Here is a 19,926-nt window from a genome sequence, read left to right on the forward strand (position 1 = left end):
ATACTTGGCGTACGGCGTCAATGACTCCATGACATATAGAAGAAAAAGGGGAGCACATCGACGTGCACCCCTTTTTTGTTGCCCGACACTCCGGTCGCTATGCTCGTTTTACAGCCGCGCTCTGCCCGTCCGGATCGCATGGGCATAGTCCATGCGCCCGGCTTCCTCTGCGATTTTGGCCGCTTTTTCATAATCATACGGAAGCAGGACGTGCTCCACTCTCCAGGAGTCCCCTTGCCGCGTGGCCGTCGCATACTTGGCGTGCGGCGTCAATGACTCCATGAAATGAGGATGGGGCTTCTCTTCAAAGTAAGCGGGCAGCCCGACACTCCCCGGATTTACGATCCATTTTCCATCTGGCAGCCACACCGATCTGTGCACGTGCGTATGTCCGCAAAAAATGATGTTCTGCGGTACATTCGCCAGCTCAATCATCAGTTCAGTGACGCTTTTCTCGTCAGTCCCGTACGGAGCGACCCGCTCCATGAGGTACTCATCGTCCGCAAAAGGCGTTCCATGGCAAAACAAAAGATCCTCGTAAACCCACTGCTTGCGAAACGTGCGGAGCCAGTCGAGCACGTCTTGGCGCAGCAGCGGCTTCACATGCTGAAAAGTGGGCGAATCCAGCTCCTCCTCCAGCAAATAGCGGTCGCAGTTGCCAATAATATGGACGATATCCGTGCGCTGCATAAGCAGCTCCGCGGTTTGCACCGGGGCAATCGGGCCAAACAGCGCGTCTCCGAGGTTCACAATCGTCTGAATCCCTCGCGCGCCAATGTCCTGCAAAACCGCTTCGAGCGCGAAGACATTGCTATGTATGTCAGAAATGACGGCGATGGCATGGTTCTGGTTTTGATGCTGATTCAAAAAGGCTCGCTCCTTTCAGACAGTCTTGTCACAAATGATACCGCCCTTCGCCTTTATGAGCCAGCCATTTTGTGCGAAGGGAGACTTCACTTTTGATTGTGTAAATAGTATGTCACTTTCGCTAGATGCGTTGATTATATTCTGAATTTTAATTATATTTGTATAACATATTGTAACGGTTGTGTTTGTCCGATTATTTTTTCCATAGGAGGCCACCGTCATGAACCATGTCAAAGCCGTTATCAAGCATTTCTCCGTTCCGTCCCTGCTCCAACTGATCCTCAACCTCGCCCTGATTATCCTGGCCGTCATCCTTGTCGTGCTGCTCGGCAAGGAGCTGATCCACTTCGGGAAAATGATGATCTCGAGCGATTCCTCGCTGAACGAATTTCTCGAAGCTATCATTGCCTTTTTTCTCTACTTCGAATTTATTGCCATGATCGTCAAGTACTTTCGCGAGAACTACCATTTTCCCCTGCGCTATTTTCTTTACATCGGCATAACGGCCATGGTTCGTCTGATTATCGTCGATCACCACAGCCCGCTCAACACGCTGATTTACTCCGGCGTGATTCTCATTTTGATTATTAGCTATTACATCATTAACAAAACTCCGGTCGAACGGCCAGGGAAATAAATCAAGCGGAAAAAGGCTGGCAGCAACTTGAACTGTCAGCCTTTTTCTATCGAAAACAAACCTCCCTAACAGGCTGGGAGGCTTCATTCTTATCAGTTGCGGTTTGTACGGCTAGTTCGCTTCGTTCGCAGTGGTCCCGACAGATGCTTCTTCTTTTTTGACCGTTTCGTACTGCATCGGGTCCCACTTGCCCGCAGGCCCTTCCACCTGCACGGCTGGCAGCTTTTCCAGGTCCTTTTCAAACTGGGGCGCAAAGTAGCTCGTAAGCTTGACGGTTGCGACCATTTTCGTGTCTTCCGGAATGACAAACTCGTCTTTTTGGTTCGACTTGAAGTCGAGCTGATCGACACGCAAATAACGCGACATCTTTTGCATTTCGCTCACAAAGCGATAAATTTCCTTGTAATCGCCTTTGATCTTGAGGGAAATTTCCACGCTATGAAAAGGAATTGGCGGCAAGTATTTTTCAATCATTTCCGCCTTCACCTGGCGCTCTTCTTTCCCGGCAGCCGGCTTTGGTTGTCCGGCCGATGAACCCGCATTTTGCGCGGACTTGGCGATCTTCTGCGCTTTTTCATCAAGCTTTTGTACCTCTCCTTCGAGTGTTGCCTGCGCTTCTCCCCCCTCAGCTTGATCCATGTAGGTGAGCTGATTAGCCAATTCTTTTGCAGACAGCTTTTCCCGCTCGGAAAAGGAGGCTTCTTCAATCGAAATCTGGCTGACAGATTGCAGCCTCTCCAGGTCCTTGATAAGCTGATCCGCATACGGCCTAACCGGGATCGCTTCCAGGATTTTATTGGAGATCACCATTGGGGTTGTCGGCTCCGTCGCCTGTGCGCTTTGCAACTGGTCAAAGGTTTGTTTCAATTTCTCAAGCTGCACCTGCAAGCTCGTCTTTTGGTCCGTAACAGGTACGATGTATAAATAGTAAGCTCCTGCCAAGGCAGCGAACAATAACGCAAAGATGAAGAGTGCAATCTGACGCGTCTTTTCTCCCATGCAACGGTTCCCCTCCTCTTACTTCTTCACTTCGGCTTTTCCTGTTGCGGCAGCTTGCTCCTTGGCAACCAGCTCTTGCAAATCAACAGTAATCGCCTTTATTTTCAGGGAAGCAGTATAGCGAGGGAGCAGCTTTCCGCCAACGGTGCTCAAAATGGCCGACAGCGGTTTTCCCTGGTCATCTACAGGGCCTTGCCATTTGATTTCTCTCGCCTTGATGCTGGTAACTTCCGCTTTCACGACGTAGGGAGAGGCTTGCAAATTGTGGAGGTACGCAGCAACATCTTCGTACTGCTCAAAGCTGCCTTCCAGTTCAATGCTGCCACTCAAGCTATACTTGATGCTGTCCAGGCGGCCATGCTCGGGCAAAGCGTGCGCTATCTCGTCCATGAGCAGGTTCGTCGGCAAAAACAACTGCTGCATCCGCTCGGAAAAAAGCACATACTGATCCAGCGAGTCGTCCGCTTGCACGGCTACCGCCTGTTTTTGCAGGGCAGCAATCGCCGTTTCCTTCATTTTGATTTCCTGTTTCAAGAGAGTGACCGACTCATTCGTTGAGCCATACGTGAGCCAGAGAAAGCTGGCAGCAGCTACCCACGTCAAGCCGATTCCTGACAATACGATATGCGAGGCGGTAAATAACCGCTTCTTTCGCGGAAGCAGATTTATCGTAACCAATAGCCCTCAACCTCTCAAAGATAATCCCAGCGCCACAGAGAAGGCTTGCAGCATTGCCTGGTTTGCCCCTACGTGCTCAATGTGCTCTAGCGGCAGCGGCGCGATCTTCAACTGAGGAAGTCGCTCGCGCAAAAACCTGACCATTTTATCCAGGTCGGGAAAGTCGCCTGTGAGGTACATCGTGTCCAGCTTGACTATCCCGTTTTTCAAGGAGAACTGGTAAAAGTTAATTACCCGTTCCAGCTCTCGTGCCAACTCCTCCGCAAAGTTGGAAAAGGCGCTGCGGCGTTCAAGGAATTGCAGCAGCTCTTTGGTCGACGGCTCGTTCTCGTCTGCACTGTTCTTGTAATTTTCCAGGTCAAGCGGAATATTGCGCAAAAACTCCGGAATATCGCCTTCAAAAATGCCGACATTGATGGAGCGTACCCCGAGCTGCACCACGAGCATGTTCCGGCTCAGCTCCATCCCGCCACTGGTCAGAAGCCGATGCAACGCCAACGGCTCGATATCAACCGAAGTCGCCTCCAAACGGAGCACCTTCAAAAGCGACAAATACTGGTCAATCAGCTCACCCGGCGCCGCAATGACCAGATACTGCTCCTCCTCTCCCGAGCCGAGCTTTTCGGCGGAGAATTGGTTGGGAAGCGCCCACACATTGTTTTTCGGCAGCTTGTAATAGTCAAAATAAGGACGGGAAAACGGCAAGTGAACGGATGATTCCAGCTCGATCTCGATCAAGGGGCGAACTTCCTTATCCGGCACTCGCGGCAAAGCGATCTTCCTGATGACGACAAACGAGCTCGGTACGGCAAGGCACACCTTGTTCCCGCTCAATAGTAACTGATTTTTGGCTGCGGACAGTTGCTGCTCCAGCGCCTGCTGGTTCATAATCTTCCCGCCGACAAGCAAACCTCGCTCCAACGGAATCATGCCCATCTGGTGGACCTGGACAGCTCCTGCGTTCTGCGACGTTTCGACGACGCGAATCCCGTCATCTTCTATCGTAATGCCAATTCTCTTTTTGGACGGGAGAAACGGCAGATGGACCCCCATTCGACTCCACCCTTTCTATTGATGCTAGGAAATGCATTTCTTGTTTTCTACTAAATTAGACAAAGCTCGCCTCCACCCTGCCGTAAATAGTGGCAGACCGATGGCTTAATAAAAAGATAAATACCAGTCCACGATAGCCGAACCGTATAAATAGGCGGTGACGGCTCCCAGCGCAATAAACGGCCCAAACGGAATCATCGACTTGCGCGTCGCCCTGCGAATCGCCAGCAGAAACAGTCCATACAAGGCGCCAAAGGCCGAGGAGAGAAACACGGTCAAAAACAACAGCGTCGGCGACAGAAACATCCCGATCACAGCAAACAGCTTGGTATCGCCGCCCCCCATCCCGCCACGCGTGATGACTGCAAGCAGAAAAAAGAACAAAAACCCTGCCGCCATCCCGATCAAATGCGCTACATAGCTGGCATCGCCATAGGGCCAAAAAAAGCGCATGACGAGAAAAAGCAAAAAGAACAGCAGCAGCACTTTATTCGGGATCAGCCGATACGTCAAATCCGCCACCGTGATGATCGACAGCAGGGAGACAAACAACATCCCGAGCAACGTCTCCCAGGTCAGATCGTACCGCAAATAGACAAGGACAAAACCAAGCCCCGTCAAGCCCTCCATCACCGGATAGAGCGGAGAAATCGCCGTCTTGCAGCCCTTGCATCTTCCTTTTGCGAGAAGATAGGAAATAACCGGGATTAATTCTCCGGGCAATAACCGCCGCTTACAGGTCGGACAATGCGACGGCGGGTAAATGATGGACTGTTTTTTTGGCACTCGCAGCCCAACTACGTTGTAGAAGGAGCCAAAGAGGAGGCCGAGGAGGAAGAAGCTTATGGAGAGTGGTAGTTGGAGCATTTCTTCACCTCTGCTGGGAGTATCGCTGCGACAAGCTTACAGAAAAGACTTCCTTCTTCTTGTGAAGGAAGTCCACCATAGGCAAAGTCATTAGTTTGTTGGCAATGTTACCTTTTCACGAGTTAATTCGTCTACGTTCTCAGCTTTAGTTGCTGAACCAATAACATACTGGGTGTCCACTACTAACGTAACCAAGTATTCCTTGACATGGCCGGTTGTCTTATCTTTATCGAAGGTTACTTTAGTATCATCTGGGTCATAATTTTCATCAAACCCAGGCACGGTCGGATTGTTGATATAACCATTATCTACGAGAGTCTTCAGAGTCACTGGGGATGCTGCACTCGAGTTATTCACCAAATACATTCTCGTCGCATCCACAATCATGCGAGCATTCGCAATGTGCGAATCTTTTCGGGAGTTGTCAATAATATTCCCGATCGAAGGAACCGCAATCGCAGCAATAATCCCTAAAATCACAATAACAGCCAACAGCTCGATCAGTGTAAAGCCTCTCTCATTCTTCAACATTCTTTTCAACATACAAGTACTCCTCCCCGACCGTTATTTTACTTTACTGAAGATATCAAACATCGGCACCATGATAGATAACACGATGGCTCCCACAATTCCGGACAAACAGACGATCATAATTGGTTCGATTAGCGACTTGATTTTGTCAACAGAGTTCTCCACTTCCTTTTCGTAGAAATCTGCAACCTTGTCCAGCATCGAATCAAGCGAACCTGTCTCTTCGCCAACCGCAATCATATGGGACACCATCGGAGGGATTACCCACGATTTTTTGAACGGCTCTGACAGAGGACGACCTTGGCGCAGGCTTTCTTTCGCTTCGCCAATGGATTTGCTGATAAGCTGGTTCCCTACCACTCCCTCGACGATGTTGAGAGATTGCAGAATCGGAACCGAGCTGGCAAATAACGTAGCAAGCGTTCTGGTCATTCTTGCTACCGCGCCTTTTTGCAGCAGCTTGCCGAATATTGGTAGTTTCAACATACCATAGTCAGTGTAATATCGTCCATAAGAAGTGTTGACAAAAATTCGAAAACCGATAAACAGTGCCAAAAGTCCCAGAAAATAGAGATACCACACTTCAACCAGGCTGTTGCTAAAGCCCATGACCGCTTTCGTAATCGCCGGCAATTCCGCTTGAAAGCCTGCAAACATATCGACAAACGTCGGCACAATGCTGACCAGCAAAAAGACCGTGACGGTGACGGACATCAAGCCTACGGTCACCGGGTACGCCATCGCCGACTTGATCTTTTCCTTTGTGTAGTAGGACTTTTCGTAAAACGTAGCCAGCCTGTCCAGCACAAGCTCCATATTCCCCGACGCCTCGCCCGCGCGCACCATGCTGATGAATAGCGGCTCAAACACCTTCGGAAACTTGGCGCACGCCTCGGACAGTTGTGTCCCTTGCTGCAAATCTACCTCGATATCCACCAAGTATTTGCGCAGCTTTTTGCTCTCGGTCTGTGCAGCGAGGATATGTACCGATTCTACGATCCCGATGCCCGCGCGAATCAGCGTGGCAAACTGGCGCAAGAAAATGACGATGTCCCTGCCTTTTACCGGGCGGGTGAGCTCGATGTTGCGGTCGAGCACGCCTTTGATCTGCTCCTGCATGTTCAGCACGAGGACGCCTTGCTGCTTCAATTCCATGATGGCAGAGTTTCTTGTATTGGCTTCGATTTTGCCCCTGACCTTTTTCCCCGTCCGCTCGCGGCCTTCGTATTGAAAAGTAGGCATTACTCCAGCACCCTCTCATTCAGGAAATACTGGGCCGCCTCCATCGTGATCGTGCCACTTGCGATCAGCTCCTTGATCGACATCTCCAGCGTATGCATGCCCATCTCCCTGCTTGTCTGGAGAATGCTCTTGATCTGATGCACCTTTTCGCTGCGAATCAGGTTGGCGACCGCAGGGGTATTGACGAGAATCTCCGTCGCCACCGTCCTGCCACCGCCTACCTTCGGAAAAAGGCGCTGCGAGATGATGCCGACCAGGACGGAAGCGAGCTGTGTCCGCATTTGCGGCTGTTGGCTGCCGGGGAAAACGTCAATAATCCGGTCGATGGTCTGCGGTGCGTCTGACGTATGCAGCGTCGCGAGCACCAAATGTCCGGTCTCCGCCGCCGTAATCGCGGTGCTGATCGTCTCCAGATCGCGCATCTCGCCGACGAGAATCACGTCAGGGTCCTGGCGCAGCGCGGCCCGCAGCCCGCTGGCAAAATCTTTTGTATCAAAGCCGATCTCGCGCTGGTTCACGATGGAGAGCTGATGCTTGTGTAAATACTCGATCGGGTCCTCCAACGTAATCACATGCTTTCTCATCGTGCGGTTGATATAGTCGATCATCGCGGCAAGCGTGGTCGATTTCCCGCTGCCTGTCGGACCTGTTACCAGCAGCAGTCCCTGGGGCTTTTGCGAGAATTTCCGCAAAATCTCCGGCATACAGAGCGATTCAATGGTCGGCACCGATGTCGGAATGACCCGAGCCACGATCCCTGTGCAGCCGCGCTGCTGATACGCGTTCACCCGAAAACGGGACACCCCTGCCAGGCCGTAAGAGAAATCCAGCTCGCCTTTTTCCTGGAACTTGTGGTACATGTGCTCCTGGATCAAGGTCCGCGCCATCGACTCGGTGTCTTCCGGAGTGAGCGGCGGCAAATCCAGCCGCTTCAGCTCGCCGTCAATCCGAAAGACAGGCGACGTCCCTACCGATATGTGCAGGTCGGATGCTCTTTTTTCAAAGGCGTACTTCAGCAGCTTGTTAATATCGACACTAGACACGCTTCATCCTCCCTCTTCCTGACGTCGGCCGTCACTGGCTGACCGATATCCGATAAATTTCTTCCATGGTGGTGATGCCCTGCTTTACTTTGAGCAGGCCATCGTCGAACAACAGGACCATCCCGTTTTTCATCGCATACTTTTTGTACTCGTGGGACGGGAGGTTTTGAATCAGCATCGAGCGGATCGTGTCGTCGATCTTGAACACCTCGTGAACGGCGATCCTGCCTCGGTATCCGGTCATTTGACAGCTTGCGCAGCCTTTTCCCCTCCATAATGTTTCCACGTTCAACCCTTTTTGGGCAAACAGCTTCTTCTCCTGTTCGGACGCCTGGTATTCCTGCTTGCAGTCCTTGCAGATGCGACGGACGAGCCGCTGCGCGAGTACGCCGTGCACCGAAGAAGCGATCAAAAACGACGGAATGCCCATGTCCACGAGACGGGTAATGCTGCTGACCGCGTCGTTGGTATGCAGCGTGCTGAACACCGAGTGTCCGGTGAGCGCGGCGCGGATGGCGATTTCAGCCGTCTCCTTGTCGCGAATCTCCCCGACCATGATGATGTCCGGGTCTTGGCGCAAAATCGAGCGCAGCGCGGAGGCGAAGCTCATCCCGATATTTTCGTTGACCTGCACCTGGTTGATCCCGTCAAGCTGATACTCGACAGGGTCCTCGACGGTAATGATGTTGACATGCTCTGAGTTCAAATGGTTGAGCGCCGAGTACAACGTCGTCGATTTCCCGCTTCCCGTCGGGCCCGTCACCAGTACGATCCCGTTGGACATCGTAACTAGCTCTTGAAACATCGCCAGATTGCGCTTCGACAAGCCGAGCTGGCTCATCTCCACCAGAGCGTTGGTCAGGTCAAGCAGACGCATGACGATTTTTTCCCCGTAGATGGTAGGCAAAGTCGACATCCGGATATCAATTTCCTTGAAGTCTACATTCATCTGCACCCGGCCATCCTGCGGCATCCTGCGTTCGGCGATGTTCAGATTCGCCATGATTTTCAGCCGGGCCGTCAGCATCCCCTGCATGTGCCGCGGCAAAACCCGCTCCGTTCGCATCAGACCATCGATGCGGAAACGGACGCGGATGCCGTCTTCCATCGGCTCGATATGGATGTCGCTCGCCCGAAGCTGGACAGCCTGCTCAAACATTTGGTTGACCAGGCGAACAATCGGCGAGTTGTCGTCAAAAATCCGCGCTTCTTCCAAATCCTCCGGCACTTCGATGCCTTCCATCAGCTCCTGCACAGAGCCTTGCATGCTGTACATTCGCGAGATGGCGCGCTGAATCTCGTCGCGGGTCGCGATCACCACGTTAATGACAAAACCCGTGCTCATCCTCAGCTCGTCAATTGCGTAGTAATCAAGCGGGTCAACCATCGCGACAGTCAGCTTGTTCTCTTCTTTTTTCAACGGAACCAGCGAGTGGCGGCGAGCCAGCTCCTCTGGCACAATCGCTGACAAAGACGGATCCAGACGCATGCGAAACAGGCTGACATGGGGAATCCCCAACTGGTATTCCAGAATTTCAATCAGTTGCTGCTCGGTGATGTAGCCGCTTTGCAGCAGGTGGTCACCGAGCTTCAGCTTCGATTTTTTTTGTTCGACCAGCGCTTCCTGCAACTGGTCGGTGGTAACGATGCCGCTCTCGACCAAGATGTCGCCAAGCCTTTTGCGGGACAAGAGACTCCCCCCTCTTACGTACGGTTGCTTTGCCTAGTTTTGATAAATAATGCCGTTTACCACTTCCGTCCCGCCAGTGCTTCCGCTGTTTGCGTCAGTGGAAGGGGCGCTTGGCATCGGTATGTCTGGAGGCGGTGCAGCGGCAGGTGTTCCGCCGCCGTCATCAGCCGTTTCGGCCGGAGCCGCATCGCCTTCCTGTTGCGCCCCTGGCACAGTTGTCGCCCGCGCCTTCTTGTCTTTTTCATAAACGGGGCCAACCGCAACGACGTTGTGCAGCGGCTTGTAGTAATCCTCGGAAACCTTTTGCTTCCGGAATATCCCTTTCTCCTGCCAGCTCTGGTAAACGGCGATCGTGAAGCCCTCGCTGCCTTTGCGCTCGATGAACTCCTCGTTTGGCCCCAGCGTTTGGTCTACGCGAACAATCGTATTCGGCGACACCGTCGCGCCTTTTTCCGTAACAAGCGTCGCCACAGGCACGTCCTGCTTTGCCCCGAAAAGCGCCACTCGCACCTGATTGTTCTGCAGTGCCGCATGGATAAACAGCGGCTTCTCCGTCTGGTTGGAAAAGCGCAGATCGAGTTCTTCCCCATCGACCCGCGCTTCCAGCCCTGCACTTGTATAGGAAACAGGCCGCTGAGCCGCATGCCGCTCGATCACGGTCAGACGGTTCTGCAAAATGGTTTGGTAGAGAGCAGTCGCTGCCTGTGTCGCGGCTCCACCGAGCTGGTCCGGAACGACTTGTTCGTCGGCGAGAATCGGCTGCAGCACATAGCCGTTTTCCTGCGTGTACGGCCCTGTCGCCTTCAGGAAGGAAAACGTCTCGCCAGGCAAAACGACCGTGCCGTTCAGGCGGGAGACGAGCTGCTGCAAATTGGCAAGCCCGCTGCTCCCGGAAACAGCCATCGGCAAAGACTGCTCAGCCAGCATGTTTTTGATCGACTCCAAATCTGCTGTGCGGATTTGTGGCACGTCCTCCTGTACAGCCAGACGAAGCTCTCCCGACCAATCTGCGAGATTGGACGAGATGACTTGCTCAAAGGCGGACAAAGACTGCTCCAGATTGATCCGGTAACCGACCACCTCTGGCACGATTGAGATCGTATTCCCCGAAACAGCTCCTGTCGCAGACACAGCCGGGCGCTCGATCTGTTGTCCGATGGCGTCAAGCTGTCTGGACATCTCCGCGCGATCAAAGGCAATCTTGATCGGCACATTGACAGGCGCAGAATCCCCCCACAAGCGGGAGAAAAACCCGGTCTTTTCTCGGGAGCGGGCATACGCCTCCTGCAAGGTCGCTTCTACATCAAAGCTGAGTTGCAGCTTGCTTTTGTCAATCGGGTACGCTTGTCCATCCAGTACAAAGCGAATTTCTGTATTTCGGCTTGCCTGTACGGCCTCAAGCAGCTTCTGCCTTGCTTCCTCATATGTCTGGCCGCCTACGGGAAGCGATGCGATCCTGATCTCTTCCTGGAAAATCTTCTCGCCAAAAGTGGCGCCTCCCCACTCGATCATCGAAAAAAGCGAAAGCGCCGGGATCAGGATGAGCTGGACGAAAAATATGGCAAAGAACCAAGAAAACGAATAGCGCCGTCGAGGCGAGAGTTGGGTTGCGTACATACGTCAACGCCTTTCTTTATCGGTTATTCATTTGTCTGCTTGTCATCGTGGATGAAATTCCATTCATGCTCATCTGCTTTCCCGACATCTGTCCGTTCCGTTGTGTCAGGCATGGTTTTCTTTTCGGCAGGAGGCTCTTCCTCGAAAAAGTAGATGATCCGATCCTCGTCTGCTTCCTCGGCCTCTATTTTTGCCGAAGGAGGCTCCAGTGCAGGCATGAACGGAATCGTCTCCGCTTCTTCCTCCTGCAAAAAGTCGTAGCTGATCGCCTCATCCTCGTCGCGGATTTCCGGCAAGCTGCCTTCCTCCTGGCTCACGGCCACTTCAGCCAAAGCCGCCTGTTCGACTTCTTCCTCCAGCTCCAGTTCCAACTCAAGGTCAAGGTCATGCTCAAGCTCATGCTCATGCTGGTGCTCACTCTCATGCTGCTGCTCAAGCTCGCTCACTGCTGGCACGCCTTCGTCTTGCTGCTCATCCGCTGCCTCTTCCAAACTCCACGGATGCTGCCGACCCAGCTCCGCTGTCGCCGGCACAGAAAAAACAGGAGCAAATCCGCCTCTCCTTACAGGCACTGCGGACAGCTTCCATGCGCCCCACGCCAGGCAAACCGCGAGCAAAAGAAAAACGGACAGCCACAGCCACAAGCTTGTGTAAGCAATAAAGAAAGGAGAAACGGCGCCGATCAGGACCGCCCCCGCTGCTACCAGCCAGCCTTTTCGCGCAAAAGTGCGCTTCGCCCTCCGATAGAGCATCACTCCAAATAGGGCAGACAATAGAAAATAGCAGCCAATAAATATCAGGACACCTGTTGTATCCATCTTTATTTCACCCTATCCTCTCAAAAAAATATGCCATTAGACCCATTCCTTTCTCTCTAACCCGATTCGACTTTGATGTGCAAATTCCTGTTCGAAATTTTGACATTCCTGTATAATATCCTATTTTTCTCATTTCGTGTACAATAAGGTCACGAACCTTTCCAGGAGGATAACCAGGATGAAAGTACTAGATAACGAAAAAGGCTTGTCCTTGGTCGAAGTGGTCGCATCGCTTCTGATTTTTTCCATCGCCCTCCTGTTTTTGAGCCATTTTCTCGTCAGAAGCTTTGAAATCTCCGGCAATCAGGACAGTCGGCAAGTCGCCATGAACTTGGCCAGGCAGACTGTGGAAGAGTGGCGGGCCGGAAATGGCGTGATCCCAGCCGATCAGCAGCAAGGAATTTCGCTGGCAGATCAATACTTGGGCAAACCGCTTCCTTTTCACCTGCTCGCAAGCATCTGCTCCAACGAGGCACCGAATTGGCCCAACGACTTCAAGGGGATCAAGCTCGCTGACATGACCATCAACGATCGCGTCTACCAGACTTACGTGCTCCCCCGGTTTATCACAACAGAGCAAACAGCATCCCAGTCGCTCATCAGAGTCGTCGTCACAGTCTTTTCAAACGATGTGAAAGTCGCGGAGCTGGAAACATTGATAGCCAATCCAGAGATTGGGCAGGAGAATGACGCATGATAATCAGATCGCGCAAACTACCGCTAACCAAATACCTCAAGGATGAACGCGGGCTTACGCTCGTTGAGGTGCTCACCACGTCGCTCATTTTCTTTGCCATCTTGATCCCGCTGATCGGTGTGTACGTCAAAGGAGTAGAAATCTATCAAACTACTTCCTTAAAAAACACGTTGCGAAACGATACAGATTTTGTCATTGGCGACGTGATGCGCACGATCCAGGAGGCGGACTACGTCAAGCTGCCTTCTGCCTCGGCCGACCCCGAGCAAGGATCAGCGGACGATACGGCAGCACGGCATATCGTCAGCGCCTCTTTTCCCGAGTTTGCCGATGCCACCAGCTCCAGCCGGGTCTATTTGCACAAGCGCTCCGTCAAAATTGATCGAGCCTCCACGAGCACGCAAACAGTGTCGCTGCTCACCAGGGAAACGTATGCTTTTGCCGCCTGTGAAACACACGGGTCAGAGATCAATCCATGCAGCCACATTCCCTTTCCGGCAGATCGTAACCAGTATATGGTAAAAGGCTTTTTCACCATGCCTCAGCAAGAAAACGACGATGCTGCCAAAAAACAGGTAGTTCTCTATCTCGTCGTTGCCCTGCGCTACGGTTCTTTCCCGCTTCCTTCCACAGAGGAGGACAGGCAAAACCACCAGCTTTTTGCCAATTGGACCGAGGTGGAGAACGCCGTCACACAAAACACGGAAAAAGCCCAGTATGTACGTGTCGTCCGTACGGAAATCGAGCTGGGCAGCGAGCAGAAGGGGTGAGTCCATGCAGATCGTCAAAGAAGAGAGGGGCGGCGCCCTTGTCATCGTCTTTTTTATCATTGTCCTGTTTACGGTCCTGGCCCTCTCGCTCGCCAGCTACACCATGCAGAGCGTAAAGCAGCGCACCTTTGCCGAGGATGAGGTGCAGGGCAAACTGCTGGCAGACGCGGGACTGGCCTATTTCCAGGAGTATTTGGAGACGCAGTTGCAGATGCCTCATTCCTTCCTGAACGGGAATGGGACGATCAGCGAGGTGCGGGATTCTTTGTCGCGTCCCACTGAGGTGCCAGTGACCCAATCCAGCGACAAGGTCATCGACCTGGTCGAGAGCATCTCCGCTACGGAACCGAATACATACAAGGAAATCCGCTTGCCGGGCATGAACGGCAGCTTCGCCATCCATACCGCCATCGAGTCGCGGATTCCCCGCGACACCGGCAGCACCAGCCAGCCGTATGTGCTGAAGCTCAAAGTGTCCGTGATCGGCATTCCCGACCGGGCGGAAAACTTGCGGAAGGTCAAGCTCACCTCGACTGTCTACGTGAATACCGTGCCTGCGCCTTTTCACTATGCGATCAGCACTCCCGGCCAACTGCGGCTTTTCGGCGGGAGCAACGTGATTGGCAACATCGCAGCCGACTCGGTTGTGACCAGCTCGCGCTATCGTTACAGCTCGTTGAAAAATACGGAGGACAGCGATCCGGCAAACGATGAGGTAGTCTGGGAGGTCGGCACAAGCGGTCCCAACTACGTGGAGGGCGAAATTTTCCTGCCGAGCCGCAGCCGCCTGATGGAAATTGCCGCTTTTCCTGCGGAGGAGCCGAGCAGCACCGCTTTTTCCGGCCCGCGAATTGCTGATCTGGAATCTGCCTTCGTCCCCAGCCCGCTGCCAGACACGGAGGAAAATGCGGTTACGCTCAGTGCTGATCCGGCCACGCCGTACATCCCCGGATATGAGCCGCCTATCGTGACCGAAAGAAACCGTCCGACAGATTCGCTGTTCATAGATGAACAAGTGGGAAGCACGGCGAAATACGTCTCCGACCGCATCCGCGAAGGAAAAGCACTCGCGACCAGCGCACAGCAAATGCCGCCTGTCGAATCGGCCAGATGGTTCAGAGACCCTGACGAAGCGGATGGCGCAGTGCCTCCTGGCTTTATCGATGCCTACGCGCCGAGCGGTGAGTTGCTCGTCATCGAATCGCCTTATCGCGATGCCAACCCGGATTTCCTGAACCTGACGGCCCGCTTCACGGGAGATTCGCTGGAAAACATTCGCCATCTGTACATCAGCGGTCCGGACGGCGAAGGAATGGCAGCGGTAGAGATGGGCAGAAGCGGCTCGTTCAAGGCGGAGCCGGACCATGAAGGCAAGCCTTTCACTTACACGGGCACGATCTACATCAAGGGCAACCTGGACATTGTCGGAGACGTGTCCATCAACGGCACGGTTTATGTCGATGGCAACGTGGTCATTCGCGAGATCCAAAATATTACGCAGCCCGGTCGGAAAAACAACCTGGTCATTATCGCGTCCGGCACGATCAGCCTCACAGACAGGTACAAGGACGAAAGCTCGATCGACAGCAAGGACATTTATCCACTCTCGGCCTTCCTGTACTCGGAGAGCGCCATGGAGATTTACTCGATCAACTCCCACAACCGGCTGATTGGCGGAATCGCCACAGGCCGCAGCGTGCGTGATGCTGTAGAAGAAGGAACCAGCTACATCGAATTGAACTCCGTGCGCGAAGACCGTGCGGAAAAGCCACCGACGCACATGTCGATTTCTTTTGACCGCAACATTTTCGAAGAGAAGACACCGGGCCTCCCGCCTGGCGACCGTTTTCACATCGACATGTACGACAAAGAGTATCCCGAAGTAGGAGATCCGATCCTGGAGTAAAAGCAAAAGTGCCAATGCGAGACAAACCAGTTCGCATTGGCACTTTCTATTTTTCATGTCAGGAAGCGGTTATTGACGTGTACCCGTTGCCAGAACGGTGATGGTCAACTCATCTTGCGTATGCTTGATTGGGGATTCTATTTTCTTTCCTCCCTTGCGAATGGTCGTAACGGTGTATTCGACTTCTACGGTAATCTTGTATGTTTTCGTCTTCGAATTGTCCGTTTTCAGATTGAGGAACTTCTCTGCAAAAATATCGCTATGCGGGAGAGCAACCGTTGTGCCAGGTTCACCGCTTCCGACCTGCACAATCGTATATTTTGCATTTTTTACGTTGACCTTGACTCTGCCATCGACATCTACGTCTTTAAAAGAGTAGCCCAGGCGCACGTTTACCGCCCTGTTTTCCTGCACGCTTCCAGTCGAGATGACAAAGGCATACGGCGAAGTTCTTTCTTTCGGCGGTGTCAGGACAACCTGGCGAGTCGTCACATAGCCGTCGCCATTATCTGCCTTGATGATAACCGTGGTTTCCACGTACTTTCCGCCTTCCGTGCGCAGCGGAATGTCCAGGTAGTTATCGTTTTTGCTGTCCATGTTGGGAATAGGCGTAAAGTCGCTTTCCGTAGGGTTAGGCGTTGTGCTGTACTTCCAGACGGTATCCTCGGTGACATGCTCTTGAGGGGTCACCTTCACAGTCCCTATGCTTTCCAGCTCCAAAACCTTCTCCGCCTCTGCCGTAAATACCGGATACTCGCTACCGCCGATCGTGATGACCTTCGACACACTCATTTCATTAACATCCGTCGTATCTCCGTCCTCGTTAAAGTCTTGGCGCATGGCGACTACAAAGTGGTTCACGCCTGGCTTCAACGGTACGCCTTGAGCAGTGGTGCCGTTGTTGAAATCGGTCAGTTGCGTCTGGTGGTTGACATTCTTGTTATCGCTCTCGTAAACCCAGCCAAAGGTTGCATTTGGCATGATCGTTCCAGACGGCGTAGCGACAAGCTTGGCCGTCTGCGAGCTGCCCTCTCGCTCGCCCGTCGCCGTAATTTCGATTGGCGGGTTAAAGTAGACTTTCCCTTCTGCTTCGTTGGAAAGCTGTCCCAGCCCGTTTTTCACCTGACCTGTAATCACCGCAGGCCCGACAAAAGGTCCGCCCAACGAGGTCTGATTTTGCTCAATCGTAAACTGGTACGTCGTTTTGAACAGGCCGTTTCCGACTTCAACCGGAGCCTTCGGTGTGCCAGGGTCTACAGAAGTACCGTTGATGCGGAAATCCGGTTGCAGCACTTCGGTTTTACTGAAGTGGATGACTTCTGCCGTAATGACTACTTCTTTTGGATACAAGCTGTTCCAGCCATCGTTAGGTGTCATGGTCAACTGCGGCTGGGACGAAACGATGACCAGGCACGTGTCCGTATATCCGCCGTCCACTGTCGTCACCGTGATCGTTGCCTGACCGCTGCCGACAGCGACGACACGCCCTACCGAGTCGACGGTCGCTACTTTTTCGTTGCTGGAGGTCCATTTCACGTCTTTGTTTTCTGCATCAGCCGGGAAGACGGTTGCCACCAGCTTCTCGGTATTGCGAGCCGGATCTTCCGCGACGAGTGTAATTTGCTCTTTATTGAGGGTGACGCCTTCCACAGCCGTGTACACATTGAAGTTCACGCTGTTGAACTTGTCCGTAATCTCCGCTTCCGTAAAATCGGTGTAATTCATCTGAGCTTGGTTGAGCGTGTACAGACCGCTTTTCGTTGCTTTCAGCTCTACGGTGAATTGCTGTTTCTCCGCACGGTACACCTTGCCGGCAGACGTATTCACGAGGTTGTACGTCACATCCTGCAACTGTCCAGCCAGTTGCTTTTTGCCTCCTGACGTAGACTGTTGCCACCCTTCGGAATTGCTGCTCACTTCAATGCCCTCCGGGTAAATTTCGTTGAAGCTGATATTTTTCAAGGTAAGCTGATTGCCAGTAACCTGATACACGTATCCCTGGAAGACGCCTGTGTAGTTGCCAGCCGCATCCTTTTTCACTTCAAAGCGGCCAAAGTTGAGGATCGGCGCCGCTGTGGAACTGCTGGTCAGCTTCGTATCGTCGACGATCGGCAGCGTAATGATCGCCTTTCGATCATACAAATATTTCAAGCCTTCATTCAGTTCGTTTTTCAGATTGCTGCCTGGCAGCGTATTGACGGTCGCACCGAGTGAAACGGATTGGGTGTAGCCTGTCTTCAACAGATTCAGGTATGCCGTGCCAGTGTTTGGACTTGCCCACGCAATCGGTCCAAAATCTCCTTTTGTCGGGTCCTGGAACGAATACGCCTGGCCGACCACATAGCTCTCCTGCGGCATCCAGATTGGACGCAGACCTGTCAACGCCAGCTCGCTGACGGGAATATCCCTAGGCTCGATGGTGTACTCGATCGCGATCGGATCGCTTTTCTTGATCCGTCCCGGATTTTCATTGAGCACTTTGCGAGACAGGGCGAGCGCAGGTGTCACTTTGTCCACGATGACTTTTCGCGTAACGGTTTGCTTGGCTCCCTTGCTGTCTTCCACCTCTACCCTGATCTCGATCTCGCCGCCGTTCGGCTTGGTATTGGCCGCCTGATAAATGACGATCGAGCCGTTACCTGTCCGATCATTGGAGTAGACCTGCTTGCCGTCGACGTAGATTTTCGTTTTCAGCATGAAGTCTTTCAAATCGTAGTCGTCCACGCGGTAGACGATATCGAACGCCTTGTCGGTGCTGCGAATGCGCTCCTTGTCATTTGGCGCAATCATCGTAATGATCGGCGCATGGTTGGCACCGATGAAGGCGCGGTACAGCGTGTTGACGAACAGCTTTTGCTCGGAATCCGGAAAGCTGCTGGAGGTGTGTCCCGTACCCGAGTAGGTGACGCCTCCCTTGGAGTAGGTGTAGTAATGGTTCCAGCTATCGTCGACGTCCCGGTTGCTGCCTGTCATGTTGTACCACGGAATGACAGTCGGATCTTCCAGGTCAAGCGTATAGTACTGGTCGTGCGTTTCCGCCACCGTGACGGATTCTCCCAAAGCAAACGGGTACTGCGTCAGCAAGCCGCTGTTGACTTGCTTGGTCGTTTTCGAACGGTTCGGCGCTCCGAAGCCCAGGTTGTGCATCGGGTCGATTTGTCCGCTAATGTCTTTGAAATACGTGAGCCAGTTGTTGCTGCTGCGGTAGATCGTATCGTGGGAAAACATGACGCCCTGGCCTGTGCGGATAAAAGATTGCACCGCTTCGGCTGCTGCTGTACTGATCGACGCGCCTTCGTTGTATGTATCCCGGAAGCCAAACACCAGCATGTCGTAGTTGCCGTTCAAGGTCTTGTAGTACGTTTTGTTGAAATCACTCATCGAAACCGTATTGATCTGGAGGGCGTAATCGGTGCCGTTGTCCAGATACGCCTTCTGAATCCGCTTGTTCAAATCGCTCTCGTCATTGGAGCTGACGGTTACTTGCAGCACCCTGACGTTCACTTTTTGATCGCGGAACTGAAAAATGCCTGTCTCGTAATCTTTCAGCTTGGTCGCTTCGTCTACCAGCTCCAGCTTCCAGTAGTACAGCGTGGACAAGCCTTTTGGCAGGACGAAGGAAAGCTCGTTGGCTGCGTTGTTCGCCGTAAGCGAAGTCGTGCTGACCAGCTCTTCCGGCTCATATACTTTGTCGAAGTCAGCGTCAATGTACAGATTGGCGCTCAGCCCGCGGCCGACAAAAGAAGAGTAGTTCGCCAACTTGAACGTGTAGGTGATCTTATCTCCCGGACCGTAAATGGCATGCGAGGAAAGCGTGTAATCGCTCGGCTGGGAAAGAATGGTCAAGCGCGGTCTTGTCGCTATGTTTTGCGCAATTTTTTTCGCTGCATCTGAGGCGCTGCTGGCAAAAAGGACATTTTTCTGGCTGCCACTTTTATATGGGTTAAAATGCGCTTTCAACTTGCCTGTATTTTTGGTAACGGTATCGTTGTGCAAGACTACCAGTTGGCCTTTGCTGATAAACTCCTTTTTGATCGCTTCGGCCTTCAGGTCGGTGATGTCGTTCATTTTGTTTTTTGTATCGTGCGCGTTGGCCCGATCCGTCGGGGAACTGGAGTTTTCCATGTTGCGATAGCTTACCGGATCCGTGCTGTACTTCCCGGAGCCGATGTAGATCGCATCGTATTTCCCGTCCAGCTCTTCGCGAATCGCGACGAATTTTTTCATGCTCATCGTCGTGATCGCATAGTCGGAACTGGACAAGGAAAGCTCCGAACTGCCGGAATCCGTAATCTCCAAAATCTGCTTTTTCAAGTCGTTCCCGCTATTCGCATGGCTAATCGCCTGCGGCCCCCAAGTCCCCAACGTCAGTTGAACCATGAGCAGGAACAATAGCAAAAGCCTCCATACTCTCACTTTTTCCCTCTCCTCCTTTTTCCTTTTTGGCTTGGCTTCGTATAAGCGCCAGAAGCAAAATCATGACGGTTTTGCCCTTTAGCTGTCTAGCAATC

16 protein-coding genes are annotated in these 19,926 nt (G+C 52.8%); 4 read left to right on the forward strand and 12 right to left on the reverse strand.

Annotated features, from left to right (window positions below; all coding sequences use genetic code 11):
• Positions 1 to 108: 108 nt before the first annotated feature.
• Positions 109 to 867: a metallophosphoesterase family protein gene (locus AC27IT_RS21115; protein ID WP_487092079.1), complete on the reverse strand. Its 759-nt coding sequence runs from the start codon at positions 865 to 867 to the stop codon at positions 109 to 111.
• A gap of 220 nt (positions 868 to 1,087) precedes the next feature.
• Here AC27IT_RS21115 and psiE point away from each other — a divergent pair, with 220 nt between their 5' ends.
• Positions 1,088 to 1,504, forward strand: coding sequence for a phosphate-starvation-inducible protein PsiE (psiE, locus tag AC27IT_RS21120; protein WP_005830870.1), 417 nt, complete (start codon positions 1,088 to 1,090; stop codon positions 1,502 to 1,504).
• A gap of 111 nt (positions 1,505 to 1,615) precedes the next feature.
• Here psiE and pilO read toward each other — a convergent pair whose 3' ends face one another.
• The 10 genes from pilO to AC27IT_RS21170 form a co-directional block, all read right to left on the reverse strand.
• On the reverse strand, positions 1,616 to 2,503 hold the full coding sequence (pilO, locus tag AC27IT_RS21125; protein ID WP_005830872.1) for a type 4a pilus biogenesis protein PilO: 888 nt from the start codon (positions 2,501 to 2,503) through the stop codon (positions 1,616 to 1,618).
• 18 nt (positions 2,504 to 2,521) lie between these two features.
• Positions 2,522 to 3,181 carry a PilN domain-containing protein gene (locus tag AC27IT_RS21130; protein WP_005830874.1) on the reverse strand — a complete coding sequence of 220 codons (660 nt, stop codon included), beginning with the start codon at positions 3,179 to 3,181 and terminating at the stop codon, positions 2,522 to 2,524.
• 6 nt (positions 3,182 to 3,187) lie between these two features.
• Positions 3,188 to 4,234: a type IV pilus biogenesis protein PilM gene (gene pilM / locus AC27IT_RS21135; protein WP_005830877.1), complete on the reverse strand. Its 1,047-nt coding sequence runs from the start codon at positions 4,232 to 4,234 to the stop codon at positions 3,188 to 3,190.
• A 105-nt stretch (positions 4,235 to 4,339) separates the two neighbouring features.
• The gene (locus AC27IT_RS21140) at positions 4,340 to 5,101 is read right to left on the reverse strand and encodes a prepilin peptidase (RefSeq protein WP_007780131.1); all 762 of its coding nucleotides are present in this window, start codon (positions 5,099 to 5,101) and stop codon (positions 4,340 to 4,342) included.
• 90 nt (positions 5,102 to 5,191) lie between these two features.
• Positions 5,192 to 5,644: a competence type IV pilus major pilin ComGC gene (locus AC27IT_RS21145; protein ID WP_327944752.1), complete on the reverse strand. Its 453-nt coding sequence runs from the start codon at positions 5,642 to 5,644 to the stop codon at positions 5,192 to 5,194.
• Positions 5,645 to 5,665: 21 nt separating this feature from the next.
• Entirely contained in the window at positions 5,666 to 6,874 is a 1,209-nt protein-coding gene (locus AC27IT_RS21150) for a type II secretion system F family protein (RefSeq protein ID WP_429776159.1), read from the reverse strand.
• On the reverse strand, positions 6,874 to 7,917 hold the full coding sequence (locus AC27IT_RS21155; RefSeq protein ID WP_005830885.1) for a type IV pilus twitching motility protein PilT: 1,044 nt from the start codon (positions 7,915 to 7,917) through the stop codon (positions 6,874 to 6,876). Before AC27IT_RS21155 ends, AC27IT_RS21150 begins: the two co-directional genes overlap by 1 nt.
• A 31-nt stretch (positions 7,918 to 7,948) precedes the next feature.
• Positions 7,949 to 9,607: a GspE/PulE family protein gene (locus AC27IT_RS21160; RefSeq protein ID WP_290426900.1), complete on the reverse strand. Its 1,659-nt coding sequence runs from the start codon at positions 9,605 to 9,607 to the stop codon at positions 7,949 to 7,951.
• A 33-nt stretch (positions 9,608 to 9,640) separates the two neighbouring features.
• A complete protein-coding gene (locus AC27IT_RS21165; protein ID WP_487092080.1) occupies positions 9,641 to 11,224 on the reverse strand; it encodes a VanW family protein in 1,584 nt (527 codons plus the stop codon).
• A gap of 23 nt (positions 11,225 to 11,247) precedes the next feature.
• Positions 11,248 to 12,042 (reverse strand): hypothetical protein, encoded by a 795-nt coding sequence (locus AC27IT_RS21170; RefSeq protein ID WP_290426897.1) that lies wholly within the window; start codon positions 12,040 to 12,042, stop codon positions 11,248 to 11,250.
• A 178-nt stretch (positions 12,043 to 12,220) separates the two neighbouring features.
• Here AC27IT_RS21170 and AC27IT_RS21175 point away from each other — a divergent pair, with 178 nt between their 5' ends.
• The 3 genes from AC27IT_RS21175 to AC27IT_RS21185 are packed head-to-tail and all read left to right on the forward strand — an operon-like array spanning position 12,221 to position 15,415.
• Positions 12,221 to 12,739, forward strand: a complete 519-nt coding sequence (locus AC27IT_RS21175) for a type IV pilus modification PilV family protein (RefSeq protein ID WP_005830893.1) — start codon at positions 12,221 to 12,223, stop codon at positions 12,737 to 12,739.
• Positions 12,736 to 13,509: a PilW family protein gene (locus AC27IT_RS21180; RefSeq protein ID WP_283858675.1), complete on the forward strand. Its 774-nt coding sequence runs from the start codon at positions 12,736 to 12,738 to the stop codon at positions 13,507 to 13,509. Before AC27IT_RS21175 ends, AC27IT_RS21180 begins: the two co-directional genes overlap by 4 nt.
• 4 nt (positions 13,510 to 13,513) lie before the next feature.
• Positions 13,514 to 15,415: a hypothetical protein gene (locus AC27IT_RS21185; protein ID WP_007778831.1), complete on the forward strand. Its 1,902-nt coding sequence runs from the start codon at positions 13,514 to 13,516 to the stop codon at positions 15,413 to 15,415.
• Between the two features lie 69 nt (positions 15,416 to 15,484).
• Here the strand turns inward: AC27IT_RS21185 and AC27IT_RS21190 are convergent, their stop codons facing one another.
• Positions 15,485 to 19,831, reverse strand: a complete 4,347-nt coding sequence (locus tag AC27IT_RS21190; RefSeq protein WP_487092081.1) for an Ig-like domain-containing protein — start codon at positions 19,829 to 19,831, stop codon at positions 15,485 to 15,487.
• Positions 19,832 to 19,926: the final 95 nt, after the last annotated feature.

Source organism: Brevibacillus sp. YAE8, from assembly GCF_057543335.1.